The organism is Cupriavidus neocaledonicus, from assembly GCF_000372525.1.
GTDB lineage: Bacteria > Pseudomonadota > Gammaproteobacteria > Burkholderiales > Burkholderiaceae > Cupriavidus > Cupriavidus neocaledonicus.
In genome coordinates this window covers 84,381-108,979 of the sequence record NZ_AQUR01000104.1, presented here as the reverse complement: position 1 = coordinate 108,979, position 24,599 = coordinate 84,381, and the positions used below count along the sequence as shown (strand labels likewise).

Sequence of the window (24,599 nt, the reverse complement as noted above, 5' to 3'; positions counted from 1 at the left end):
GATTCTCCGGCCCTCCTTTGCGAGGGCCCCGTTCTAGCGAGACGCAGCAATGACCCGCGCCATCCGAAATATCGCCATCATCGCCCACGTCGATCATGGCAAGACCACCCTGGTCGACCAGCTCCTGCGCCAGGCAGGCACCTTCCGCGACAACCAGCAAGTCGCCGAGCGGGTGATGGACTCGAACGACCTGGAAAAGGAACGCGGGATCACGATTCTCGCGAAGAACTGTGCCGTCGAGTACAACGGCACCCATATCAATATCGTCGACACGCCGGGCCACGCCGACTTCGGCGGTGAAGTGGAGCGCGTGCTGTCGATGGTCGACGGCGTGCTGCTGCTGGTCGACGCGGTCGAAGGCCCGATGCCGCAGACCCGCTTCGTCACGCGCAAGGCGCTGGCGCTGGGCCTGAAGCCGATCGTCGTGATCAACAAGATCGACCGCCCGGGCGCGCGTCCGGACTGGGTCATCAACCAGACCTTCGACCTGTTCGACAAGCTGGGAGCGACCGACGAGCAGCTCGACTTCCCCGTGATCTACGCCTCGGGCCTGAACGGCTACGCCGGCCTGACCGAAGACGTGCGCGACGGCGACATGAAGCCGCTGTTCGAGACCGTGCTCGACAAGGTGCCGGTGCGTGACGACGACCGCGACGGCCCGCTGCAGCTGCAGATCATCTCGCTGGACTACTCCAGCTACGTCGGCAAGATCGGCGTGGGCCGCATCTCGCGTGGCCGTGCCCGTCCGCTGCAGGACGTGGTGGTCAAGTTCGGCCCGGAAGGCAACCCGATCAAGGGCCGCATCAACCAGGTGCTGAAGTTCCAGGGCCTGGAGCGCGAAATCGTGCCGGAAGCCGAAGCCGGCGACATCGTGCTGATCAACGGCATCGAGGAACTGGGCATCGGCTGCACCGTGTGCGCGCCCGAGGCCCAGGACGCGCTGCCGATGCTGAAGGTGGACGAGCCGACGCTGACCATGAACTTCTGCGTCAACACCTCGCCGCTGGCCGGCCGCGAAGGCAAGTTCGTCACCAGCCGCCAGCTGCGCGAGCGCCTGGACCGTGAACTGAAGTCCAACGTGGCGCTGCGCGTGGCCGATACCGGCGACGACACCATCTTCGAAGTCTCGGGCCGCGGCGAACTGCACCTGACCATCCTGCTGGAAAACATGCGCCGCGAAGGCTACGAGCTGGCCGTGTCGCGTCCGCGCGTGGTGTTCAAGGACATCGACGGCGTCAAGTGCGAGCCGTACGAGCTGCTGACCGTGGATGTCGAAGACAGCCACCAGGGCGGCATCATGGAAGAGCTGGGCCGCCGCAAGGGCGAACTGCTCGACATGGCGTCGGACGGCAAGGGCCGCACCCGCCTTGAGTACCGCATTCCTGCGCGCGGCCTGATCGGCTTCCAGGGCGAGTTCCTGACGCTGACCCGCGGCACCGGCCTGATCAGCCATATCTTCGACGACTACGCGCCGGTGCGTGAAGGCGGCCTGGGCGAGCGCCACAACGGCGTGCTGATCTCGCAGGACGACGGCGACGCCGTGGCCTACGCGCTGTGGAAGCTGCAGGACCGCGGCCGCATGTTCGTCAAGCCGGGCGATGCGCTGTATGAAGGCATGATCATCGGCATCCACAGCCGCGACAACGACCTGGTCGTGAACCCGATCAAGGGCAAGCAGCTGACCAACGTGCGTGCCTCGGGTACCGACGAAGCGGTGCGCCTGGTGCCGCCGATCCAGATGTCGCTGGAATACGCGGTGGAATTCATCGCCGACGACGAGCTGGTCGAACTCACGCCCAAGAGCATCCGCCTGCGCAAGCGCCACCTGAAGGAGCACGAGCGCAAGCGCGCCGCCCGCGAAGGCGCATAAGCGCCCCCAGGCGCTACGCTGCCCACAAAGAAACCGCGCCTGCCAGGCGCGGTTTTTTTATTGCGTGCCCGGCAGTGTCGCCGGCACTGTGGCTCGCGGGCTGCGCCATTCCGGCGGCTTCCACAGGTAGCGCAGGTCGCGGTCGCGCCAGGCATCGGCGAACATGTCGCGCCACTCGTGGAAGGTCAGCGTCAGCGGGTCATGGCTGCGCACCTGGCGCGTAATGCCGTAGACCGGTGCCTCGCGCTCGGGGACGAAGGTGCCGAACAGGCGGTCCCAGAGCGTCAGCACGCCGGCATAGTTGCGGTCGATGTACTGCGGGTTCTTCGCGTGGTGGACGCGATGGACCGAAGGCGTGTTCAGCAGCCGCTCGACCAGCGGCCAGCGTTGCCCCAGCCGCGTATGGACAAAGAACTGGAAGCCCAGGTTCAGGCCCACGGCCAGGATCACCCAGTCCGGCGTGAAGCCGATATACGCCAGCGGAATCCAGAACAGCCACATGCCGGACAGCGGGTAGGTCAGGCTCTGCCGGAACGCGGTCGAGAAATTCATGCCCTCCGACGAATGATGCGTTACGTGCGAAGCCCACAGCCAGCGCACGCGATGGCTGGCGCGATGGAACCAGTAGTAGAGGAAGTCCTGCAGCAACAGCAGCAGCAAGAACGACCACAGCGTCTGCGGCATCGCCTGCAGGCCGTGCTGGTAGCACCACATATAGACGGTGCGGACCATCAGCCAGAGGAAGAACGCGTCCGAGGCCTGGTGCATCAGCGCCAGCGCGGCGTTGCAGAGCGTGTCGCGCAGGCTGTAGACGGCAGGGTCGCGGCGCGCCCAGTACCACGCTTCGGCGCCGATGGTCAGCACGAAGGCCGGCGCGAAGGCCAGCAGCACGAGTCCGGGATCGAGCGATGCGGTGTTCATCCCGGCAGTTTGCCCGTTTGCCATGAATTTGCCACGAGGGCTTCCTCCAAACGGCGCTGTGCGCGCAGCATTCGCCACGTGAGGGAATGATGTACTGCCGCGCAGTTCTGTCACGCATGGGAAGGCCGTCAATACGGGTAAAGGATGCGGCGCCGGCGCCGTAGTTGGACAGGGCAGCGGCGCGGCGCGCCGCCTTCGTTCCAGTTTCCTCATCCCTCCCGGAGCCTCATCCATGTTCAAGAACACGACTATCGGCGCCAGATTGTGGTTCCTCACGATCGCCACCAATTTGTTGTTGCTGATTGTCGCTGCCGTCGGCTGGCTCGGCATGTCGCGCAGCAACGAGGCCACGCACCAGATCTACGAGCAGCAGCTGTCGGCCGCGGTCCACCTGGCCGAGGCCCGTTCGAACCAGTTGCTGGTGCGCGTGCTGCTGGACCAGGCCACCTTTGCCGCCGATCCGGCCGACGCCAAGGCGCGCGCCGCGACCGCGCAAGGCTTTGCGCGCGATTCCGAGCAGGCCTGGAAGGCCTATCTCGCGCTGCCGCGTTCGGCCGACGAAGCGAAGGTGGTCGAAGACGTGACCGCCAAGCGCGATGCGCTGTTCCGGCAGGGTGTCGCGCCCATGATCGCCGCACTGCATGCCGGCGATCGCGACGGCGTGATGAAGGCGGTGCTGGAAACCATTCCGCAGCTCGATATCGCCTTCACCGCCGTCAACGCCGAGCTGAACAAGCTGCAGGTGGCCAGCGCCAGGCAGGTCTACGAGGCCTCGCAGCAGCGCTACCGCAACTTGTTCACGCTGTCCGTGTGCGTGCTGGCAGCGGGACTGGTGTTCAGCACCGTGGTGGCATGGCGCCTGCGCCGTTCCATCGTGCGGCCGCTGGATACGGCGATTGCGCGCTTCGAAAGGATTGCCGGCGGTGACCTGAGCGTTGCCGCCGCCGGCGGCGAAGTGCGGGCCGGCGAAGCGCTGGCCGATGAAGCGGCGCGCAACGAGACCGCGCGCATGCTCGGCATGCTGGGCCGGATGCAGGCCAGCCTGGTGGCAATGGTGGGCGATGTGCGCGGCGGTGCCGACTCGATCGCCGCGGCCAGCAAGCAGATTGCCAGCGGCAACGCCGACTTGTCGCAGCGCACCGAGCAGCAGGCGGCGTCGCTGGAGGAAACCGCATCGAGCATGGAAGAACTGACCAGCACCGTGCGCCAGAATGCCGACAGCGCACGCGAGGCGCGTGCGCTCGCCAGCGATGCCGCCACCCTGGCCGGCCGCGGCAGCGACGCGGTGCTGCGCGTGGTCAATACCATGCAGTCTATCGACGCCAGCTCGGGCAAGATCGTCGACATCATCGACGTGATCGAGAAGATTGCGTTCCAGACCAATATCCTGGCGCTGAACGCAGCGGTGGAAGCGGCGCGTGCCGGCGAGCATGGCCGTGGCTTTGCCGTGGTGGCGGGCGACGTGCGCGACCTGGCGCAGCGCTGCGCCGGCGCCTCCAAGGAAATCCGCGCGCTGATCGGCGCGTCCGTCGCCAATGTGCGGGAAGGCTCGGGGCTGGTCGACGAGGCGGGACGCGCGATGCAGGACATCGTCGACGCGGTGCAGCGCGTCAGCGCCATCATCGGCGATATCAGCGCGGCCTCGGACGAGCAGTCCAACGGCATCGAGCAGGTCAATGTGGCGGTGTCGCAGATGGACAGCATGACGCAGCAGAACGCGGCGCTGGTGGAGCAGGCCGCGGCTGCCGCGGCGTCGCTGGAAGAGCAGGCGCAGCGGCTCACCTCGCTGGTGGCGACGTTCCGGCTGGCCTGAGCGGGCGGGGCGCAGGCCCGGCTGCATGCGTCGCAAGCTGCCCACGCGGGTGCGCTGGCCAAGGTGACTGGCGTAAAATTGCCAGTTGCATTGGAGGAGTACGACATGACTGAATTCGTCACGACCGAGGTCCGCGGAGGCATCGGCTACCTGACGCTGAACCGGCCGCAGGCGCTCAACGCGCTGTCGCTGGACATGATCCGCGCCATCACGCAGGCACTGCAGGACTGGGCCGCCGCGCCCGAGGTCGCCGCCGTGGTGGTGGCCGGTGCCGGCGGCAAGGCGTTTTGCGCCGGCGGCGATATCCGCTATTTCCACCAGGCCGCGCATGCGGGCGATCCGCTGCTCGACCAGTTCTTCGTCGAGGAATACGCGCTCAATTTCCTGATCCACCGCTACGCCAAGCCCTATATCGCGCTGATGGACGGCGTGGTGATGGGCGGCGGCATGGGCATCTCGCAGGGCGCGCGGCTGCGGCTGGTCACCGACCGCACCAGGATGGCCATGCCCGAAACCAATATCGGCCTGTTCCCGGATGTGGGCGGTGGCTGGTTCCTGGCGCGCACCCCAGGGCGCATCGGCGAATACCTGGGCCTGACCGGCACCGTGATCCACGCCGCCGATGCCTTGTATGCCGGCCTGGCCGACGCCTACCTGCCGGGCAACCGCCTCGCGGAACTGATCGATTCGCTGCGCGCGCGGCAGTTCGCCAGCGGCGCTGCGGTGCTGGCGCATATCGATACCTTCACGGCACCGCACCGCGCGGATTGCGTGCCGGCGCAAAGCACGCTGGCCGGGCTGTCGGCGCAGATCGACCAGCTGTTCGCCGGCAACACCGCGCTGGACATCCTTGCCGCCGTCAGCGACGCCCCCGGCGACTGGGCCGCGCAGACCGCCGCCATGCTGCGCAGCCGTTCGCCGCTGATGCTGTGCGTGACGCTCGAGCAGATCCGCCGCGCGCGCAGCATGGCGCTGGAAGACGAGCTGCGCATGGAGCTCGACATGATGTACTACGTGTTCCGCAAGGGCGACGGCGTCGAAGGCATCCGCGCGCTGGCGGTCGACAAGGACCACAAGCCGCGCTGGCAATACGCGCGGCTCGACGAAGTCAGCCGCGAGAAGGCGCTGTCGTTCTTCGACAGCCCGTGGCGCCAGGAGGAACACCCGCTGGCGGCACTGGGCAAGCACGCCTGACATCGCTGCACGGAACGCGCCGGCGCCGACTCGGGTAGAGTGACGGGCAGGGTCTGGTGCCCGCGCACGGCCATGCCGGGCGCGGGCGCCGCCTGTGCCATTCCGTCCACACCGTCAAAGGAGCCGCAATGAGTGATCCTCGTGATGTCGTTGTACTGGTGGGAAGCCTGCGCAAGGAGTCATACAACCGCAAGCTGGCCAAGGCGCTGATCGCGCTGGCGCCAGCGCAGCTGAAGCTGGAAATCGTCGAGATCGGCGGCCTGGAGCTGTACAACCAGGATCTCGACGACAAGCCGACCCAGGCCTGGACTGCATTCCGCGACCGTATCCGCCGCGCCGACGCCGTGCTGTTCGTCACGCCCGAATACAACCGCTCGGTCCCGGCGCCGCTGAAGAACGCCATCGACGTGGGTTCGCGCCCCTATGGCAGCAGCGTCTGGGACGGCAAGCCCGGTGCCATCGTCAGCGCATCGCCGGGCGCCATCGGCGGCTTCGGTGCCAACCACCATCTGCGGCAGTCACTGGTGTTCCTGAACATACCCATCCTGCAGCAGCCCGAGGCGTATATCAGCGGCGTCGACAAGCTGTTCGACGAGCAGGGCGGGATTGGCAACGAGTCGACCAAGGGCTTCCTTGGCAAGTTCTTGAACACGTTTGCCGGCTGGATCGAGCGCAACGCGCCGCGCTGAGGAGGCGCGCAGCGCCAGCTGCCGAACACCGTGAGCAGAAAGCAAAACGGCGCCTGAATCAGGCGCCGTTTTGCAGGGAATTTTGGGGTGGCTGATGGGACTCGAACCCACGACGACAGGAATCACAATCCTGGACTCTACCAACTGAGCTACAGCCACCGTAGAGGTCATCAGCGAAGCGCTGATCGACGAAAAACAAGATTATACAAACAGATTTTCGAGATGGCTAGTATCCCGCACAAAAAAATTTGCGGGATACTGCTCAGGACCGGGACGGGCTCCACTTGGCCTCGAGCAGCACCGCCTGCTTGATCGCCGCGATGGTCTCGGCTTCGGTATCGAACTGGCCCAGCAGCCGGCGCGACTTCCCGTTCAGCACGGCTTCCTGCAACGCCTTGCCCGCGGCTTCCGAGGTGCCGGGGTGCCAGCAGTAGCGCGCGGTCCATTTGCCATCCTGGAGCTGCTCGGCCACCCAGATCACCCTGAAGTCTTCATAGACGACGCCAAACGGCGCTTCTTTTTCCACGTTGTCTTTGTCCATGCTGCCTCCCTGCCGGCACGGTCCGCATACCATGCCTGATCTCGCCTGGGAGCGTGCGGAAATCGTATCACGGGTCCCACATGACTTCCGACCACACCCGCCAGCCAAATATGCTGCGCACAGCCCCTACCTCTGCAGGGTTCATGCGGCACGTGCCCGAAGCGATACTCGAGTCCGAGGGACATTGACCCCCCTCGACCTTCCCGTCAGGCGGCCCGCCCCATGGGCCGCCTGCCTCTTTTTCCTTCCCTTTGGCAACCGACGCTGCCATGCCGCACCAGGGTGCGACGGAACCTCCCGGCCACGCGCGAGCCCAACCGACGTGATCGATTGCAGGGAACAGCCATGCAGGACAAGTGTAGATGGAGGACGAGGATTCTTGCCGTTGCGGCAGTGGCGGCCTTGCTCGGCGGATGCGCTGCGAGCGGCGGTGCCGACGGCAGGGAATCGAGCATCACGACTTACGGCACGCTCGACATCGGCATCAGCCATACGCGATAAACGTGGCGATGCGCCTAACGGTTGAATCGATTTTTTTGCGTGACCGATGGAACGCTTGACCGGAAGGCTGGTCAAATCCGTTCGTCCAGGTGGTGCAGGGCGAGCGCGCAAAAAAAGAGTCCGCAGCGCGGACTCTTAACTTTAGCGATCTCAAATGCCCTGAAGGCCGTTGCACTGTAGCTGCCATGCGGGCAATGCACCATTCGGGTAAACGAAGAGCGATGCCGCAAGCGCGAGATCGCCGACGAAAAAAAAGCCCGCCGGAGCGGGCTAATAATCAGTTGAAGAAAGCCCTGTATTCGAGGGCAGGCACAGTGTAAGAAAGTGCCCTGCCTCAGCGAATTAGGGGAATCCCTTTCCGGGCGCCGGTTTCCGGGCGATCGGGTCTCTCATGTGCGGCGCGCGGAACCGGCGCGCCGCCATGCATATTTTCACGATTCGAAGTTAGAGCGCGGCCTCGGCATGGCGAGAGGCCGTGCGGTTTACGCGGCCAGTGGCTCGTGCGCGTGCGGGCGCAGATGCGTGCGCGCTTCTTCGAACAGCGCCTCGACGTCGGCCCGCGTGCGCGCCGCATGCATGCGCTTCGCATCGGACAGCACGCGGCGCCAGCCACGTCCGCCGGCGACGCCACGATGCAGGCCGAGCATGTGCCGTGTCACGGCACCCATATATCCGCCTTGCTCGACGAAGTCGCTGATATAACGCTGTATCGCCAGCTCGACCTCGAGCCGCGACGGCACCGGCGCACTGGCATCGCCATAGAAGCGCGCGTCCATTTCCGCCAGGATGTACGGCTGGTGATACGCCTCGCGCCCGATCATGACGCCATCGACGTGCTGCAAATGGGCGGCGATGTCGTCATGGCTGGCGATGCCGCCGTTGATCAGGATCTCGAGCTCCGGGAATTCGCGCTTGAGCTGGTATGCCACTTCATAGCGCAGCGGCGGAATCTCGCGGTTCTCCTTCGGGCTCAGGCCCTTCAGGATCGCATTGCGGGCATGGACGATGAACGTGCCGCAACCCGCCTGCGCGACCTTGCCGACAAAATCCCGAACGAAATCGTAGTGCTCGATCTTGTCGATGCCGATGCGATGCTTCACGGTCACCGGGAGCGCCACCGCATCGCGCATCGCCTTCACGCAGTCCGCCACCAGCTCGGGCTCCGCCATCAGGCAGGCACCGAAGGCGCCGCGCTGCACCCGCTCGGACGGGCAGCCGCAGTTCAGGTTGATTTCCGCATAGCCCCACTGCTGGCCCAGCTTCGCCGCCATGGCAAGGTCGGCCGGCTCGCTGCCGCCAAGCTGGAGCGCGACCGGATGCTCGGCCGCGTCGAAGTCGAGGTGGCGCGGCACGTCGCCATGCAGCAGCGCGCCGGTGGTCACCATCTCGGTATACAGCCAGGTGTGGCGGCTGAGCTGGCGATGGAACATGCGGCAATGACGGTCGGTCCAGTCCATCATCGGCGCAACCGAAATGCGGCGGGGATTTACGTTCATGGAAATACAGCAATTGGAGGCGGTCCGGACGCGGCAGCGTCGGCTCTGCAGTTGGGACAGGTGCGGTGACACATGCACCTCACCGCACCCCGGCAGGAACCCAATGCATGGCGGGCCAGCGAGAAGTCGTGAGTATAGGCTACCGCGCCAAGGTCTGCTGCTGTCCGCCGGCGCAGTGGTACGCCGCCCGCGAGCGGCTGGATATCAAACTCGAGTCCGCGGTGGCTCTGGCAATGCGAGGCGCTCCTGAGCGCTCGCGCTCGCCCCGATTTTTGCGCCAATACGAGATGGCGCGTGGCGCGCGCGCGGGTTAGAATCCGGCCCGGCGTCCGCAAAACCTGCACCAATGCTATGAGATTTCAGCGCCAGTGCGGAACAATGCGAAGCCAAAAGCGTTGATTTCATGGGGGTCAATGGCGATAGACGCCGGGATGGCAAATTTCCGTCGTCGTGGGCTCGAGTCCCATCCAGCCAACCCAAGCATTCTCCAGGACGGTGCCTTCCAAGGGCGCCGTTTTGCATTCCCCGGGGGCGGTATGTTGGTTCGAACGGTACTGATTGGCGCAGCAATGGCAACCATGGTGGCAGGGTGTGCCACGGGCACTTCGGAGAAGGACGTCCGCGCTCGCCCGCCGATGCGGCTGTTTACGCCGGTCAAGATGGCCGAGGTCGCGAAATGCCTGCGCAACAATCTGGGCGATGAGGCGACGCTGGTCCAGTTGCCGGCCAAAAACCAGACCGAGATCCGCATCGGCCAGAGCGCGGCAAGCGGTGAGTATCAATACGCCTACCTGATCTCTCTGACGGCACAGGCCGACGGCACGGCGCTCGAATTGCGCAAGACCGATACCTGGTTTCCCCAGCTGACGCCGACGGAACTCGAGGCCGAAGCCAAGGCGTGCGCGCGTAGCTGAGCGGAAAAGAGGCCAGGCGACCCGGCTAGCGTTTGCCGATATCCGTCAGGCGGCCAGCTTTTCGGTGGTTTCAAGTTCCAGCATGCGGCAGATTGCCGCCATGCTGCCGACCATGGTACGGCGCTGCGTACCCTGATAGACGCGTACGCCCTTGCTCTGGCGAAACGGCACGGGCTTGACCGGACGGCGGGCGGCGACGTGGTGGATTTGCGGCATGGTGGCACCTCTTTTTAGGCAAAGCGGGGTCAACACCCGGCAAGCCGGGCGGCGTCTGCAAAGCAATGGAAGCGGATAGGCCCGCGCAGGACGAGTGCCTGCGATGGTGCCCGGCTAGAAGCCGGAAGAGCGGATCAGCCCGACGGCGATGCCTTCCAGCGAAAACTCTTCACCGGGCTCGACGATGATGTTGGTGAAGTCCGGGTTCTCGGCGATCAGTTCGATATGGCCACCGCGCCGCTGCAGGCGCTTGACGGTGACGTCGTCGCCCAGTCGCGCCACCACGATCTTGCCGTTGGCGGCTTCGCTGGCGCGGCGCACGGCGAGCAGGTCGCCGTCGAGGATGCCGGCGTCGCGCATGCTCAGGCCGCGCACGCGCAGCAGATAGTCCGGACGCTCATCGAAGACCGAGGCATCGACCTGGTACTGGCGGTCGATATGCTCGGCGGCCAGGATGGGGCTGCCGGCTGCGACGCGGCCCACCAGAGGTAGCGTCAGCTGCAAGACACCGGCCATCGGCAACGAGAACTGGTCCGGCAGTTCCGAATCGCTGCGCGACACCTTCAGGCGGATGCCGCGCGATGCGCCCGGCGTCAGTTCGATCACGCCCTTGCGCGCCAGCGCCCGCAGATGTTCTTCCGCGGCATTGGGCGAGGAGAAGCCGAACTCCGCTGCGATCTCGGCGCGGGTGGGCGGGAAGCCGGTACGGCGGATCGTATTGCGGATCAGATCGAAAATCTGCTGCTGCCGGGGTGTCAGGGTCGCCATGGGATCGCCGTTCCGTGCAGGGCCGCTGGCCTGGATAAGGAGGAGCTTGCGAAGGTCCTGCTCCGTTATCCAGTATCCGGCGCGCCGGAACTGTATGTTTAAACAGTATGCTGTGATTTTATACAGTATCGGCGTCAGTGCAAGCAGAATTTTGAGGTGTGTCGCATGGACGCCGGTCATAGCGTCTGTTCCCGGCGCTGTGGCGTGCGCGCGCGCCCGCTACAATCGCGGTTCCTTTATCCAGAACAAACTCCTTGCGCGCTCCCATGACTCAATTGCCTCGCATCGTCGTATTGGCCACCGGCGGCACCATCGCCGGCGCGTCAGGCAGCGCCGCCAGCAGCGCCCGCTACCAGGCGGCGACCGTGCCGGTGAGCACGTTGCTGGCCGCGGTGCCGCCGCTGCAGGCGGTGGCCCGCATCGAGGCCGAGCAGGTGGCACAGGTCGACAGCAAGGACATGACCTTCGCGCTGTGGCAAACGCTGGCAGCGCGGGTCGGGCACTGGTCCGCCCAGCCCGATGTCGCAGGCATCGTGATCACGCACGGCACCGACACGCTGGAAGAAACCGCGATGGCGCTGCACCTGACGCAAGCGTGCCCGGTGCCCGTGGTGCTGACCGCCGCGATGCGTCCGTCGACGTCGCTGTCGGCCGACGGGCCGCTGAACCTGCTGGATGCGGCGCGTGTCGCCGCGCATCCGGAGGCGCGCGGCAAGGGCGTGCTGGTGGTGCTGAACCAGCAGATCCACGCGGCGCGCGATGTGGCCAAGGCGCATACCTCGGCGGTCGATGCCTTTGTCTCGCCGTGCGGGCCGCTTGGTTTTGTCCAGGACGACTACGTGCGCTTTGCGCGGGCGCCCCGGACCACGGCAGCCATCGGGCCGATGCCGGCGCTCTGGCCGGTGGTGGAGATCGTGGCCAGCTACGCCCAGCCGGGCCGGGTGGCGGTGGATGCGCTGGTGCGGGCCGGCGTCGCCGGGCTGGTCGTGGCCGCGGCCGGCAATGGCTCGGTCCACGAGGTGCTGGCAGCGGCCCTGGCTGACGCCGCCGCGGCCGGCGTGGCGGTGGTGCGCAGTTCGCGTACCGGTGCGGGGCATGTGGCGATCCCGCCCCAGCCAAGTCCTGCCGACGGTGTGTTCGTGTCGGCTGCGGACCTCAACCCCTATAAGGCGCGCGTGTTGCTGGCGCTCGCCCTGGCGGCGGATGCGGGGCTGGCGCGCGACCCGGCGCGGCTGCAGGCGGTCTTTGCCAGCGCCTGATTTGTCCGTGAAATCAGCGGCTTGCGTTGTTGGCGCGCGGCGGGCTATAATTTAAGGCTATTCAACCTTGCCACACCGGACTCGTGACGCCCGGGTGGCTAATCCCAAAAGGAGCGTCAATGCGTCATTACGAAATCGTCTTCATCGTCCACCCGGACCAGAGCGAACAAGTGCCGGCCATGATCGAGCGCTACAAGCAGCTCGTGACCTCGCAGAACGGCAACGTTCACCGCGTGGAAGACTGGGGCCGTCGCCAGATGGCTTACATGATCCAGAAGCTGGCCAAGGCCCACTACGTTTGCCTGAACATCGAATGCGGCAAGGAAACCCTGGCTGAACTGGAACACGCGTTCAAGTTCAACGACGCCGTTCTGCGCCACCTGATCGTGCAGACCAAGAAGGCCGAGACCGCACCTTCGCCGATGATGAAGGAAGTGCAGCGCGAAGAAGCCCGCAAGGCCGCGCAAACGACCACCGAAGGCCAGGCCGCCTGAGTGCGGACTGCGGTGCGTGCCGTGGCTGACAGCGTCGGCCCGGGCACGAGCGCAAACCGCAACGATTGCAACCAGCAAGAGGCCCCGCGTTGAACCAGCTTCGGCTTGCCGCCACCCTGGCGGAACGCGATGCCCTGCGCTATACCCCGGCCGGGGTCCCCGTCGTGAACTGCATCCTGCAGTACAGCGGCGAGGCCGTCGAGGCGCAGACGCCGCGGCAGGTCGAGTTTGCAATCGCTGCGATGGGGATCGGCCAGGTGGGCCAGCGTCTGGAGCGGCTACCGCTCGGCACGCTGCTCGACTGCGAAGGATTCCTGGCCCGCAAGCACCGCAACAGCAAGGCTCTCGTCTTTCACATCACTGGATGTAAAGCATTCGAAAAGGATTGAATCATGGCATTCGTCAAACGTGACAACAAGAACAAGAAGCGCTTCCAGCAACAGAACCCGCTGTTCAAGCGCAAGCGCTTCTGCCGCTTCACCGTGGCTGGCGTCGAACAGATCGACTACAAGGATCTGGACACCCTGAAGGACTTCATCGGCGACAACGGCAAGATCACGCCGGCCCGCCTGACCGGTACCAAGGCTCACTATCAGCGTCAGCTGGATACGGCCATCAAGCGCGCGCGTTTCCTCGCGCTGATGCCGTACACCGACCTGCACAAGAACTGATCAGGCCCTAGGTCCGTCAAGGAGAGAACACGATGCAAATCATTCTGCTGGAAAAAGTCGTCAACCTGGGCAACCTGGGTGACATCGTCAAGGTGAAGGACGGTTACGCCCGTAACTTCCTGATCCCGGGCAAGAAGGCCCGCCGCGCCACGCAAAGCGCGATCGCTGAATTCGAAGTCAAGCGCGCCGAGCTGGAAAAGGCCGCTGCCGAGAAGCTGGCCGCCGCGCAAGCCGAAGGCGAGAAGCTGAACGGCCTGACCGTCCAGATCTCCCAGAAGTCGGGTGTGGACGGCCGCCTGTTCGGTTCGGTGACCAACGCCGACATCGCTGAAGCCCTGGCAGCCCAAGGCTACAAGCTGGAAAAGGCGCAGGTTCGCCTGCCGAACGGTCCGCTGAAGACCGTTGGCGACCACCCGGTCAGCGTTGCGCTGCACACCGACGTCGTGGTCGACGTGACCGTGTCGGTGGTGGGCGAGAGCGTCTAAGGACGCGCCGCCACGCCGGCGCCCCGCGCCGGCCGACGCCCGCAAGCATTGCAGAAAGGCAGGAGCCCCGGCTCCTGCCTTTTTTGTTGCCCGCCTGCCGTGGACGGCGCTGTCGCCAAATGTCCGGCGAAGTGTGTCCACCCGCCGTTATAATCCCTCCCCATGAACGCGCCCGTCGCCGACCCCCAACTCGATAACCTCAAGGTCCCGCCGCACTCCATCGAAGCCGAGCAATCGGTGCTCGGTGGCCTGCTGCTGGACAATGCCGCCTGGGACCGCATCGCGGACTTCCTTTCCGAGGCGGACTTCTACCGTTTCGACCACCGGATGATCTTCCAGAGCATCGCCCGGTTGATCTCGGCGACCAAGCCGGCCGACGTGATCACGGTCTACGAGATGCTGCAGGTGGCCGGCAAGGCCGAAGAGGTGGGCGGACTGGCGTACCTGAATTCGCTGGCGCAGAACACCCCCAGCGCGGCCAATATCCGCCGCTACGCGGAGATCGTGCGCGAGCGCTCGGTGCTGCGCAAGCTGGTGACGGTGGCCGACGATATCGCCTCGGCCGCGTTCGCGCCCAAGGGGCGCGAGGTGCGCGAGCTGCTCGACGAGGCCGAATCCAAGGTCTTCGCGATTGCCGAAGAGGGCTCGCGCGGGCAGAAGGGCTTCCAGGAAATCCAGCCGCTGCTGACCCAGGTGGTGGAGCGCATCGACGAACTGTATCACCGCGATTCCACCACCGACGTCACCGGCGTGCCGACCGGTTTCATCGACCTGGACAAGATGACCAGCGGCATGCAGCCGGGCGACCTGATCATCGTCGCCGGCCGCCCGTCGATGGGCAAGACCGCGTTCTCGCTGAACATCGGCGAGCACGTCGCGGTGGAGCAGGGCTTGCCGGTGGCGGTGTTCTCGATGGAAATGGCGGGCACCCAGCTGGCCATGCGTATGCTGGGCTCGGTCGGCCGGCTCGACCAGCACCGGCTGCGCACCGGGCGCCTGCTCGACGAGGACTGGCCGCGCCTGACGCATGCGATCCAGCGCATGAACGACACCCAGCTGTTCATCGACGAGACGCCGGCGCTGAACCCGATGGAACTGCGCGCGCGTTCGCGGCGCCTGGCGCGCCAGTGCGGGCAGCTGGGCCTGATCATCATCGACTACCTGCAGCTGATGTCGGGCTCCGGCGGCGGCGAGAACCGCGCCACGGAAATTTCAGAAATCTCGCGTTCGCTGAAGGGCCTGGCGAAAGAGCTGAATTGCCCGGTGATCGCGCTGTCGCAGCTGAACCGTAGCCTGGAGCAGCGCCCCAACAAGCGTCCGGTGATGTCCGACCTGCGCGAATCGGGCGCTATCGAACAGGATGCCGACGTGATCCTGTTCATCTACCGCGACGAAGTCTATAACGCCGACTCGCAGGACAAGGGCACCGCCGAAATCATCATCGGCAAGCAGCGTAACGGCCCGATCGGCACGGTGCGCCTGACCTTCCTCGGCCAGTTCACGAAGTTCGACAACTTCAGCGGCGGCCCGGCCTTCTTCGACAACGACACCTGACGAAGTCAAGCGGGTCGGCGCTCCGCTGTGCCTTCCCGTCTCGTTTGTGCCAAATACGCGGGCAATGTCCCGGTAACCCTGTAAAATATTGCGCTTTGATGACAGCCGCCATCCGCGGCGGTCATGCTCGCGTCCGCTTAATCCCGCAACACCATCCGCAGCGATACCACGCTGCCACAAGGAACATTCCATGTTCGGCCGATTCATGCCCACCGAGGGCAAGTTCTTCGAATATTTCAACCAGCACGCCGACTGCGCGGTGACCGCCGCCCATGAACTGCAGGCCCTGGTCAACGACCTGCCCAACGCCGAGGCGCATGCCCGGCGCGTCCAGGCCACCGAAAAGAAGGCCGACCGCATCACGCACGACACCATCGACCTGCTGCACAAGACCTTCATCACGCCGCTGGACCGCGACGAGATCCACAAGCTCATCACGACCATGGATGACATCCTGGACCTGATGGAAGACGTGGCCGAGACCATCTCGCTGTACGACGTCACCAACCTGACCGACGAGGCGCTGCGCCTGGCCGCGATCTGCGTGCAGTGCTGCGACCAGGTCAAGATCGCCGTGGGCCTGCTCGAGGACATGGGCAACGCCAGCACCATCCTGAAGACCGCGCAGCAGATCGACCAGCTCGAATCCGAGGCCGACCGCGTGATGCGCTCGGCCATGTCCAAGCTGTTCCGCGACGAGACCGACGTCAAGCGCCTGATCAAGCTGAAGGCGATCTACGAACAGCTCGAGACGATCACCGACAAGTGCGAGGACGTCGCCAACATCATCGAAGGCATCGTCCTGGAAAACGCCTGAGGCGGCAATCGGCATGCAGACCATACAAATGAGCCTGTGGGTGATCGCCTTGCTGGTGGCGCTGGCACTGCTGTTCGACTTCATGAACGGCTTCCACGACGCGGCCAACTCGATCGCGACGGTGGTATCCACGGGCGTGCTCAAGCCGCACCATGCGGTGGCGATGGCGGCGATGTGCAACGTCGTCGCGATCTTCGTGTTCCACCTGAAGGTGGCGGCAACGGTTGGCACCGGTACCATCCAGGGCGGGGTCGTCGACCACTATGTCATCTTCGGCGCGCTGGTCGGGGCCATCGCGTGGAACGTCATCACCTGGTACTACGGCATTCCGTCGTCGTCGTCGCATGCGCTGATCGGCGGGCTGGTGGGCGCAGCGGTGGCCAAGGCCGGCACCGGCGCGCTGGTGGCCAGCGGCCTGCTGAAGACGGTGGCGTTCATCCTGGTGTCGCCTTTCCTCGGCTTCCTGCTGGGTTCGCTGATGATGGTCATGGTCGGCTGGACCTTCTTCCGCACGCCGCCATCGCGCGTCGACCGCTGGTTCCGTCGCCTGCAGCTGGTCTCGGCGTCGCTGTACAGCCTCGGCCATGGCGGCAATGACGCGCAGAAGACCATCGGCATCATCTGGATGCTGCTGATCGCCAGCGGCCACGTGCTGGCCGGCGATCCGCCGCCGACCTGGGTGATCGTCAGCTGCTATGTGGCCATCGGCATGGGCACGCTGTTCGGCGGCTGGCGCATCGTGCGCACCATGGGCCAGAAGATCACCAAGCTCAAGCCCGTGGGCGGCTTCTGCGCCGAGACCGGCGGTGCGCTGACGCTGTTCTTCGCCTCGGCGCTGGGCGTGCCGGTGTCGACCACGCATACGATCACCGGCGCCATCGTCGGGGTCGGTTCGTCGCAGAAGATGTCGGCGGTGCGCTGGGGCGTGGCTGGCAATATCGTCTGGGCCTGGGTGCTGACGATTCCGGCCTCGGCCTTCATGGCGGCGATCGCATGGTGGATCGGTCGCCATATCCTGTAACGCGGAACCGGCCGTCGATGCAAAAAAAGCCAGGCAGATGCCTGGCTTTTTGCTTGTCCGCGTCGCGGCTTCAGCGGTTGGCGAAGGCGGCAATGGGATCGTCGTCGTCGGGCGGCGGGGCCGGTTCCGGCACCAGGGGCGCAGGGGCGGGCGCGGGCACCGGTGTCGCCGGCGCCGGCGGCAGGGTCAGCGCACCGGCAACCACGCGCCGCGCGCCGTTGTAGCGCGAGGCCCAGTAGGGCTTGCTCATGTCCTCCAGGCGCACGGTGCCGCCGGACGAGGGCGCGTGGACAAAGCGGTTCTGGCCGACGTAGATGCCGACGTGCGAGTTGGCACGGCCGGTGGTGTTGAAGAACACCAGGTCGCCGGAAGCAACTTCGCTGCGGTCGAGCGAACTGCCGCGCGTACCCATGGCCTCGGTGGTGCGCGGCAAGTTGACATTGGCCGCGCGCGCGACCACATAGCGCACCAGGCCGCTGCAGTCGAAGCCGGCATCGGGCGTGTTGCCGCCGTAGCGGTAGGGGGTGCCCACCAGCGACATCGCCTGGATCGAGATCTCCTCAAGCCCGGCGCTGGGATCGACCATGGGCTTGCCGGGCGTACGCGGCAAGCCGCCTTGGCGCGCGGGCGGGGAACTGGCGCACGCCGCCAGCAGCAGCGCGGCGGCGCACAGCAGCGGCAGGCCGGCCCGGGCAAGCGGGCCGGGCAGTGCGGAAGGACTGGAAGAACTATGGGTACGGCGCAATGGCATCGCTGGATTCCGGTCGCCGGCCTGCCGGCGCACCGGAAGCCTTGCCGCTACCAGCGTAGCTGGGCGTTGCGCGTACCGGTGCTGACCTTGATCGACCTGGCCTGGCCCTTGTAACTGGCCTCGATATTGTAGCTGCCTTCGGGCGCACGTATCAGGCAGCGAGGGCCGGCGGCGCGGAAGCTTGCGACCTCCTGTTCGTCGCGCACCAGCTTGACCGCGACATCGGACAGGAACTCGCCGGCGGCGCCCTGCGTGAACAGGACGCCGATGTTGAAATCCTTCTCGCGCTCGCTTAGCGCCTGGCGCTCGTCGTCGGCGACGCCGCCGCAGACATAGCTGACCGGACCCGTGGTGCGGATCACCAGGTCGTCAGCCGCCGCGCGCGCCTGCGGCAGGCAGGTCAGGAACATGGCGGCGCCGATCAGCGCGGCCAGGCGGAGATGCTGTGGGTTCATCGACGCCTCCAGTGGGGATGCGGGACACAAGCGGACGTGCGGACATCATAGCCGCATTGCGCTTGCCGATCACGACAGCGGGCCCGGGCACCTTCCGCATGGAAGGGTGCCCGGGCCCGCGGCCCGCGTCAGAGCACGTCGCCCGCGTGGTCGGCCAGGCGCGAGCGTTCGCCGCGCGCCAGCGTGATATGGCCGCTGTGGCTCCAGCCCTTGAAGCGGTCGACCACGTAGGTCAGGCCCGACGAGCCCTCGGTCAGGTAGGGCGTGTCGATCTGCGCGATATTGCCCAGGCAGATGATCTTGGTGCCGGGGCCGGCGCGCGTCACCAGCGTCTTCATCTGCTTGGGCGTCAGGTTCTGCGCCTCGTCGATGATGACGAACTTGTTGACGAAGGTGCGCCCGCGCATGAAGTTCATGCTCTTGACCTTGATGCGCGAGCGGATCAGCTCCTGGGTCGCGGCGCGGCCCCAGTCGCCGGCGCTGTCGTCGCTCTTCTGCAGCACTTCGAGGTTGTCGTCGAACGCGCCCATCCACGGCTGCATCTTCTCTTCCTCGGTGCCGGGCAGGAAGCCGATGTCCTCGCCCACCGGCACGGTGGCGCGGGTGACGATGATCTCGTTGTAGAGCTTCTGGTCCAGCACCTGCTCCAGGCCTGCCGCCAGCGCCAGCAGCGTCTTGCCGGTGCCGGCCTGGCCCAGCAGCGTGACGAAGTCGATGTCCGGGTTCATCAGCAGGTTGAGCGCGAAGTTCTGCTCGCGGTTGCGCGCGGTCACGCTCCACACGTTGTTCTTGTGGTGCGTGTAGTCCTTCAGCGTCTGCAGCAGCGCGGTCTTGCCGTTGATCTCCTTGACCTGCGCATACAGCGGCAGGCTGCCGTCCACGGGCTCGAGGTAGACGAACTGGTTGACCAGGAACGACGGCACCAGCGGGCCGGTGAGCCGGTAGAACATCGCGCCGGACTTGGGATCCTGCCAGCTTTCGACGCCCTTGCCGTGCTTGGCCCAGAAGTCGCCGGGAAGCTGCATCACGCCCGCGTAGAGCAGGTCCTTGTCCTCGAGGACCTGGTCGTTGAAGTAGTCTTCGGCCGGCAGGCCCAGGGCGCGCGCCTTGATGCGCATGTTGATGTCTTTCGACACCAGCACGACCTGGCGCTCGGGATACTGCTGCTGCAGCGCGCTGACCACGCCCAGGATCTGGTTGTCGGCCTTGCCCTGCGGCAGGCCTTCGGGCAGCTTGATGTCGTTCAGGCGCGTCTGGAAGAACAGCTTGCCCTGCGCGTCGCGATTGCCCAGGCTGGCCAGCGACAGGCCTTCGTCGAGCACGCCGTCGGTGCCACCCACCAGCGAATCGAGCGTGCGGCTGACCATGCGCGCGTTGCGCGCGACTTCGCTCATGCCCTTCTTGTGGTTGTCCAGCTCTTCGAGCGTCATCATCGGCAGATAGATGTCGTGCTCTTCGAAGCGGAACAGCGAGGCCGGGTCGTGCATCAGCACGTTGGTGTCGAGCACGAACAGCTTGCTCGGGCCTTCGGCCTTGCGCGCGCGGCGCGTGGTGCCGGTCGACGGCTTGACCAGGCTCACCGGCGCGGCGCTGACGGGGGGTGTCGATACGGCGGGGGTCTCGGTGCTGCGGGCGCGGGTGCCGCCGGCGGCGCGGGCCTTGACTTCAGGCACCTGCGTGTCGCCGGTTTCCAGCAATGCCACGCGCTCGAGCGCCGGCACAGGTTTCTTGCCCTGTGTGGCGGCTTTGGCCTTAGGCACCGCGGAAACCGGAGCGAACTCGCTCGGGTCCAGCAATTGGGCAGGCTTGGCGGGCATGGTAGGCAGCGGCATGCTTGGCTTTCCTTTCAAGGGGACAAGAAGGGGGCGGGGATGTCCGGTCCGCGGCGCCGCGCGACCTCGGCAGAGTGCGACGGCATCGGGGCGGCGTGGCGGACCCGGGCCGGGGCATGCATGCGCGAGGCGCCCGGCGCGGTCAGACATGAGGACAGAAGCGGCTGCAAACAAAAAAGCCGCCATGCCTGCGGAACAGGGTTGGCGGCTCTTTGGCGGACTGCCGACATGGCAGGTCCGCTACCGGCCTGTGGCGGGAAGCGCCTGGGCCGGGGAGTCGAAACAGCGTGGCATCCGGAATCTGAACTCATTACGGGCCAATGTATCTGAAGGCTTTGGGTTTGGCAATTGGGTTTGCCAACGTTTGCCGCGACGCGTCCGGATCGGGGCCGTTACGGGCAACGCCAACGCTGCGGCGAGGCTTCAGAGGCCGCGCACGATCTCCAGCACTTCGTCGACGTGGTTGGGCACCTTGATGCCGCGCAGCTCGTGTCGCAGGATGCCCTTGCCGTCGATGACGAAGGTGCTGCGCTCGATGCCGCGGTATTCCTTGCCATACAGCTTTTTCATCTTGATGACATCGAACAATGTGCACACATTGTCGTCGGCATCGGAGATCAGTTCGAACGGCAGTTCCAGCTTGGCCTTGAAGTTTTCATGCGAGCGCAGGCTGTCGCGCGAGATGCCGAATACCTGCACGCCGGCCTTCTCGAAATCCTCGTACTGGTCGCGGAAGTTCATCGCCTCGGTGGTGCAGCCCGGCGTGTTGTCCTTCGGGTAGAAGTACAGCACCACCGTCTTGCCGCGGTAGTCGGCCAGGCGGAAGGTGGCGTCGCCGGTCATCGGCGCGCTGAAGTCGGGGATGGCCTTGTTGAGACTGACGGTCATGCTTGTGGCTCCTTGGGGGAGGGGCAGGGGATCGGTGAGATCGTTGGAATCGGGAGAGGGGCTGCCGCCTCAGCGCGAGCAGATTGGGGCGCCTCGCGCGGACTTCAAGCGTGGCGACTGCTCAACTTTCGCCGGTAGGGCCGCGTCAGCCGGCCTCGGGCTCGAGCAGCAGCACCGCCGCCACCTTGCGCCCCTCGGCCATCAGGATGTTGTAGGTGCGGCAGGCGGCCTGCATGTCCATGGCGTCGACGCCGACATGGCGGCGCGCCAGCGAAGCGGTCAGGCGCGGGTGGGGAAAGCGCAGCCGCGAGCCGGTGCCGAGCAGCACGACTTCGGGTCCCAGTTCGGACAGCTGCTCGAAATGCGCGGGCTCCAGGTCTTCGAAGCGGTCGACCGGCCAAGGCCGGACTTCGCCCTCCGGCATGACCAGCACCGAGCTGGTGTGGCGCACGAGGTTGATTTCGATATACCCGGGCCCGTAGGCCGTGACGGTATTGAGCGACTGGGGCTGGTCGGCGTGGAGTTTCACTTGGGGATCTCGGCGGTAGCCGGCGCGGGCCGGCGGGCGGGTCCGCAAAGCGGAGCGCCGTCGGGCCGGGCGGGCCATGAACGGATGACAGCGGACAGGCGGCCGCGGTGCGCGCGGACAGCGCACGCTGCAATGCAAGAATCCCTGCCGAAGTCTGTCATAATCCGATAAATTATAGCTTTTGCCTTCCTGTCTGCCACGTTTGCGTTGCATCGCAGCGGACGGCGCCTCCGCATTCTTTCAGATTCTGTCAGATCGCCCCGATTCCCAGTCCGGTGCCGCCGACGCGGCACGCCACGCTTGCCCGACATCGCCGTGAAACCCATCCAGAAATCCAACAAACTCAATAACGTTTGCTACGACATCCGCGGGCCGGTGCTGGAAAAGGCCAAGCAGATGGAGGAAGAAGGGCACAAGATCATCAAGCTGAATATCGGCAACCTGGCCGTGTTCGGGTTCGACGCGCCGGAGGAAATTCAGCAGGACATGATGCGAAACCTGCCGAATTCGGCAGGTTATTCTGATTCGAAGGGCATTTTCGCCGCGCGCAAGGCGATCATGCACTATACCCAGCAAAAAAATATCGAGGGCGTCGGCCTGGACGATATCTATGTGGGCAACGGCGCCTCCGAGCTGATCGTGATGGCGGTCAACGCGCTGCTCAATACTGGCGACGAAGTGCTGGTGCCGGCGCCGGACTACCCGCTGTGGACCGCCGCGGTGAGCCTGTCGGGCGGCACGCCGGTGCACTACATCTGCGACGAGTCCAACGACTGGATGCCCGATCCGGCCGATATCCGCGCCCGCATCACGCCGCATACCAAGGCCATCGTCATCATCAACCCGAACAACCCCACCGGGGCGCTGTACTCGGATGAACTGCTGCTCGAGATCGTCGCGATCGCGCGCGAGCACGGCCTGATCATCTTTGCCGACGAGATCTACGACAAGGTCCTGTACGACGGCAATACCCACACCTCGATCGCCTCGCTGTCGACCGACGTGCTGACGGTGACCTTCAACGGCCTGTCGAAGAACTACCGCTCGTGCGGCTACCGCGCCGGCTGGATGGTGGTGTCGGGCGACAAGCGCCCGGCCATCGACTACATCGAAGGCCTGAACATGCTGTCGTCGATGCGCCTGTGCGCCAACGTGCCGGGCCAGTGGGCGATCCAGACCGCGCTGGGGGGCTACCAGAGCATCAACGACCTGGTCGCCGAAGGCGGGCGCCTGCGCCGCCAGCGCGACCTGGCCTATGACCTGATCACCGCGATCCCGGGCGTGACCTGCGTCAAGCCCAAGGCGGCGCTGTACCTGTTCCCGAAGCTGGACCTGTCGATGTACCCGGTGCAGGACGACCAGGAGTTCATCTACGAACTGCTGCAGGAGTCCAAGGTGCTGCTGGTGCAGGGCTCCGGCTTCAACTGGGCCCGGCCCGACCATTTCCGCATCGTGTTCCTGCCGCACGAGGAAGACCTGCGCGAGGCCATCGGCCGCATCGCGCGCTTCCTCGAGGCGTACCGAAAACGCCACGGCAAGGCAGCGGCCTGATCCGGCCGGCCGCGCCGCAACCCATCCTTAGCAACTCAGAAGATTGTCCATGAACCCCATCAAAGTTGGCCTGCTCGGCATCGGTACCGTCGGTAGCGGCACGTTCAACGTGCTCAAGCGCAACCAGGAAGAAATTCGTCGCCGCGCCGGCCGCGGCATCGAGATTGCCGTGGTGGCCGATCTCAACACCGAACGCGCGCGCGAACTGACCAACGGGGAAGTGGAGATCGTCAGCGACGCGCACGAAGTGGTTACGCGTCCGGACATCGACATCGTCATCGAACTGATCGGCGGCTACGGCATCGCGCGCGAGCTGGTGCTCAAGGCGATCGAGAACGGCAAGCACGTGGTCACCGCCAACAAGGCGCTGCTGGCCGTGCATGGCAACGAGATCTTCGAAGCCGCGCGCAAGAAGGGCGTGATCGTCGCGTTCGAAGCCGCGGTGGCCGGCGGCATCCCCATCATCAAGGCGCTGCGCGAAGGCCTGACCGCCAACCGCATCCAGTGGATCGCCGGCATCATCAACGGCACCACCAACTTCATCCTGTCCGAGATGCGCGACAAGGGCCTGGATTTCGACGTGGTCCTGAAGGAAGCGCAGCAGCTGGGCTACGCCGAGGCCGACCCGACCTTCGATATCGAGGGCGTCGACGCCGCGCACAAGGTCACGCTGATGAGCGCGATCGCCTTCGGCATGCCGGTGCAGTTCGACCGCGCGCACGTGGAGGGCATCACGAAGCTGTCGGCCACCGACCTGAAGTATGCCGAGGAACTGGGCTACCGCATCAAGCTGCTGGGCATCACGCGCCGCCGCGACGATGGCGTCGAGCTGCGCGTGCATCCGACGCTGGTGCCGGCCACGCGCCTGATCGCCAATGTGGAAGGCGCGATGAACGCGGTGCTGGTGCAGGGCGACGCCGTGGGTGCCACGCTGTACTACGGCAAGGGCGCCGGCGCCGAGCCGACCGCCTCCGCGGTGATCGCCGACCTGGTCGACGTGACCCGCCTGCATACCGCCGATCCCGAGCACCGCGTGCCGCACCTGGCGTTCCAGCCCGACGAGCTGTCGAGCGTGCCGGTGCTGCCGATCGAAGAGATCAACAGCTCGTACTACCTGCGCATGCGTGTGTCGGACGAGACCGGCGTGCTGGCCGAGATCACCCGCATCCTGGCCGAGGGCGGCATCTCGATCGACGCCATGCTGCAGAAGGAATCGCGCGAAGGCGAGCCGCAGACCGACATCATCATCCTGACCCACATCACCCGCGAGAAGCACGTCAACGCCGCCATCGCCAAGATCGAGGCACTGCCCACGGTGCTGTCCGCGGTGACGCGCCTGCGCATGGAAGAACTGAACTAAGGGCCGGAC

At 65.6% G+C, this 24,599-nt stretch carries 25 protein-coding genes and 1 tRNA gene; 15 read left to right on the top strand and 11 right to left on the bottom strand.

Features of this window, described 5'->3' with window-relative positions; translation table 11 throughout:
- Positions 1-49 precede the first annotated feature (49 nt).
- Positions 50-1,870: a translational GTPase TypA gene (typA, locus tag A3AG_RS0123145; RefSeq protein WP_026164423.1), complete on the top strand. Its 1,821-nt coding sequence runs from the start codon at positions 50-52 to the stop codon at positions 1,868-1,870.
- A gap of 57 nt (positions 1,871-1,927) precedes the next feature.
- Here the strand turns inward: typA and A3AG_RS0123140 are convergent, their stop codons facing one another.
- Positions 1,928-2,791 carry a sterol desaturase family protein gene (locus tag A3AG_RS0123140; protein ID WP_018007712.1) on the bottom strand — a complete coding sequence of 288 codons (864 nt, stop codon included), beginning with the start codon at positions 2,789-2,791 and terminating at the stop codon, positions 1,928-1,930.
- Between the two features lie 232 nt (positions 2,792-3,023).
- Here A3AG_RS0123140 and A3AG_RS0123135 point away from each other — a divergent pair, with 232 nt between their 5' ends.
- From A3AG_RS0123135 to A3AG_RS0123125, 3 genes are all read left to right on the top strand, one after another.
- A complete protein-coding gene (locus tag A3AG_RS0123135; RefSeq protein WP_018007711.1) occupies positions 3,024-4,604 on the top strand; it encodes a methyl-accepting chemotaxis protein in 1,581 nt (526 codons plus the stop codon).
- A gap of 105 nt (positions 4,605-4,709) precedes the next feature.
- Complete coding sequence (locus A3AG_RS0123130; protein ID WP_018007710.1) at positions 4,710-5,798, top strand: enoyl-CoA hydratase/isomerase family protein; 1,089 nt, start codon at positions 4,710-4,712, stop codon at positions 5,796-5,798.
- 128 nt (positions 5,799-5,926) lie between these two features.
- The gene (locus A3AG_RS0123125) at positions 5,927-6,487 is read left to right on the top strand and encodes an NADPH-dependent FMN reductase (RefSeq protein WP_018007709.1); all 561 of its coding nucleotides are present in this window, start codon (positions 5,927-5,929) and stop codon (positions 6,485-6,487) included.
- Positions 6,488-6,570: 83 nt separating this feature from the next.
- Here A3AG_RS0123125 and A3AG_RS0123120 read toward each other — a convergent pair.
- The 3 genes from A3AG_RS0123120 to dusA all read right to left on the bottom strand — a co-directional run bounded on the left by A3AG_RS0123120 (position 6,571) and on the right by dusA (position 9,025).
- A tRNA-His gene (locus A3AG_RS0123120) sits at positions 6,571-6,646 on the bottom strand.
- A gap of 103 nt (positions 6,647-6,749) precedes the next feature.
- The gene (locus A3AG_RS0123115) at positions 6,750-7,028 is read right to left on the bottom strand and encodes a hypothetical protein (RefSeq protein WP_026164422.1); all 279 of its coding nucleotides are present in this window, start codon (positions 7,026-7,028) and stop codon (positions 6,750-6,752) included.
- Between the two features lie 983 nt (positions 7,029-8,011).
- Complete coding sequence (dusA, locus tag A3AG_RS0123105) at positions 8,012-9,025, bottom strand: tRNA dihydrouridine(20/20a) synthase DusA (RefSeq protein WP_018007707.1); 1,014 nt, start codon at positions 9,023-9,025, stop codon at positions 8,012-8,014.
- A gap of 569 nt (positions 9,026-9,594) precedes the next feature.
- Here dusA and A3AG_RS0123100 point away from each other — a divergent pair.
- Complete coding sequence (locus tag A3AG_RS0123100; protein ID WP_231942128.1) at positions 9,595-9,939, top strand: hypothetical protein; 345 nt, start codon at positions 9,595-9,597, stop codon at positions 9,937-9,939.
- A gap of 45 nt (positions 9,940-9,984) precedes the next feature.
- Here the strand turns inward: A3AG_RS0123100 and A3AG_RS34260 are convergent, their stop codons facing one another.
- Positions 9,985-10,155, bottom strand: coding sequence for a hypothetical protein (locus A3AG_RS34260; RefSeq protein ID WP_012353085.1), 171 nt, complete (start codon positions 10,153-10,155; stop codon positions 9,985-9,987).
- Between the two features lie 114 nt (positions 10,156-10,269).
- Positions 10,270-10,923, bottom strand: coding sequence for a transcriptional repressor LexA (gene lexA, locus A3AG_RS0123090; protein ID WP_012353084.1), 654 nt, complete (start codon positions 10,921-10,923; stop codon positions 10,270-10,272).
- A 266-nt stretch (positions 10,924-11,189) separates the two neighbouring features.
- On the opposite strand from lexA, the gene A3AG_RS0123085 reads away from it, so the two are divergent.
- From A3AG_RS0123085 to A3AG_RS0123050, 8 genes are all read left to right on the top strand, one after another.
- Complete coding sequence (locus A3AG_RS0123085) at positions 11,190-12,182, top strand: asparaginase (RefSeq protein ID WP_018007705.1); 993 nt, start codon at positions 11,190-11,192, stop codon at positions 12,180-12,182.
- A gap of 119 nt (positions 12,183-12,301) precedes the next feature.
- Positions 12,302-12,676: a 30S ribosomal protein S6 gene (gene rpsF, locus A3AG_RS0123080; protein WP_010809513.1), complete on the top strand. Its 375-nt coding sequence runs from the start codon at positions 12,302-12,304 to the stop codon at positions 12,674-12,676.
- An 89-nt stretch (positions 12,677-12,765) separates the two neighbouring features.
- The gene (priB, locus tag A3AG_RS0123075) at positions 12,766-13,065 is read left to right on the top strand and encodes a primosomal replication protein N (RefSeq protein WP_012353082.1); all 300 of its coding nucleotides are present in this window, start codon (positions 12,766-12,768) and stop codon (positions 13,063-13,065) included.
- Between the two features lie 3 nt (positions 13,066-13,068).
- Positions 13,069-13,347 carry a 30S ribosomal protein S18 gene (gene rpsR / locus A3AG_RS0123070; RefSeq protein WP_006163606.1) on the top strand — a complete coding sequence of 93 codons (279 nt, stop codon included), beginning with the start codon at positions 13,069-13,071 and terminating at the stop codon, positions 13,345-13,347.
- A 32-nt stretch (positions 13,348-13,379) separates the two neighbouring features.
- Positions 13,380-13,832, top strand: a complete 453-nt coding sequence (rplI, locus tag A3AG_RS0123065; RefSeq protein ID WP_018007704.1) for a 50S ribosomal protein L9 — start codon at positions 13,380-13,382, stop codon at positions 13,830-13,832.
- Between the two features lie 162 nt (positions 13,833-13,994).
- Complete coding sequence (locus tag A3AG_RS0123060; protein ID WP_018007703.1) at positions 13,995-15,386, top strand: replicative DNA helicase; 1,392 nt, start codon at positions 13,995-13,997, stop codon at positions 15,384-15,386.
- 190 nt (positions 15,387-15,576) lie between these two features.
- Positions 15,577-16,203: a DUF47 domain-containing protein gene (locus tag A3AG_RS0123055; protein ID WP_010809517.1), complete on the top strand. Its 627-nt coding sequence runs from the start codon at positions 15,577-15,579 to the stop codon at positions 16,201-16,203.
- A gap of 13 nt (positions 16,204-16,216) precedes the next feature.
- Positions 16,217-17,224: an inorganic phosphate transporter gene (locus A3AG_RS0123050; protein WP_018007702.1), complete on the top strand. Its 1,008-nt coding sequence runs from the start codon at positions 16,217-16,219 to the stop codon at positions 17,222-17,224.
- A 70-nt stretch (positions 17,225-17,294) separates the two neighbouring features.
- Here A3AG_RS0123050 and A3AG_RS0123045 read toward each other — a convergent pair whose 3' ends face one another.
- From A3AG_RS0123045 to A3AG_RS0123025, 5 genes are all read right to left on the bottom strand, one after another.
- Complete coding sequence (locus A3AG_RS0123045) at positions 17,295-17,975, bottom strand: C40 family peptidase (RefSeq protein ID WP_018007701.1); 681 nt, start codon at positions 17,973-17,975, stop codon at positions 17,295-17,297.
- Positions 17,976-18,022: 47 nt separating this feature from the next.
- The gene (locus A3AG_RS0123040) at positions 18,023-18,430 is read right to left on the bottom strand and encodes a hypothetical protein (protein WP_018007700.1); all 408 of its coding nucleotides are present in this window, start codon (positions 18,428-18,430) and stop codon (positions 18,023-18,025) included.
- Positions 18,431-18,558: 128 nt separating this feature from the next.
- Positions 18,559-20,262 (bottom strand): PhoH family protein, encoded by a 1,704-nt coding sequence (locus A3AG_RS0123035; RefSeq protein ID WP_018007699.1) that lies wholly within the window; start codon positions 20,260-20,262, stop codon positions 18,559-18,561.
- Between the two features lie 423 nt (positions 20,263-20,685).
- The gene (locus tag A3AG_RS0123030; RefSeq protein WP_018007698.1) at positions 20,686-21,150 is read right to left on the bottom strand and encodes a peroxiredoxin; all 465 of its coding nucleotides are present in this window, start codon (positions 21,148-21,150) and stop codon (positions 20,686-20,688) included.
- A 145-nt stretch (positions 21,151-21,295) separates the two neighbouring features.
- Entirely contained in the window at positions 21,296-21,679 is a 384-nt protein-coding gene (locus tag A3AG_RS0123025) for an Mth938-like domain-containing protein (RefSeq protein WP_018007697.1), read from the bottom strand.
- A 315-nt stretch (positions 21,680-21,994) separates the two neighbouring features.
- On the opposite strand from A3AG_RS0123025, the gene A3AG_RS0123020 reads away from it, so the two are divergent.
- Positions 21,995-23,230: a pyridoxal phosphate-dependent aminotransferase gene (locus tag A3AG_RS0123020; RefSeq protein WP_026164420.1), complete on the top strand. Its 1,236-nt coding sequence runs from the start codon at positions 21,995-21,997 to the stop codon at positions 23,228-23,230.
- 49 nt (positions 23,231-23,279) lie between these two features.
- On the top strand, positions 23,280-24,590 hold the full coding sequence (locus A3AG_RS0123015; RefSeq protein ID WP_018007695.1) for a homoserine dehydrogenase: 1,311 nt from the start codon (positions 23,280-23,282) through the stop codon (positions 24,588-24,590).
- Positions 24,591-24,599: the final 9 nt, after the last annotated feature.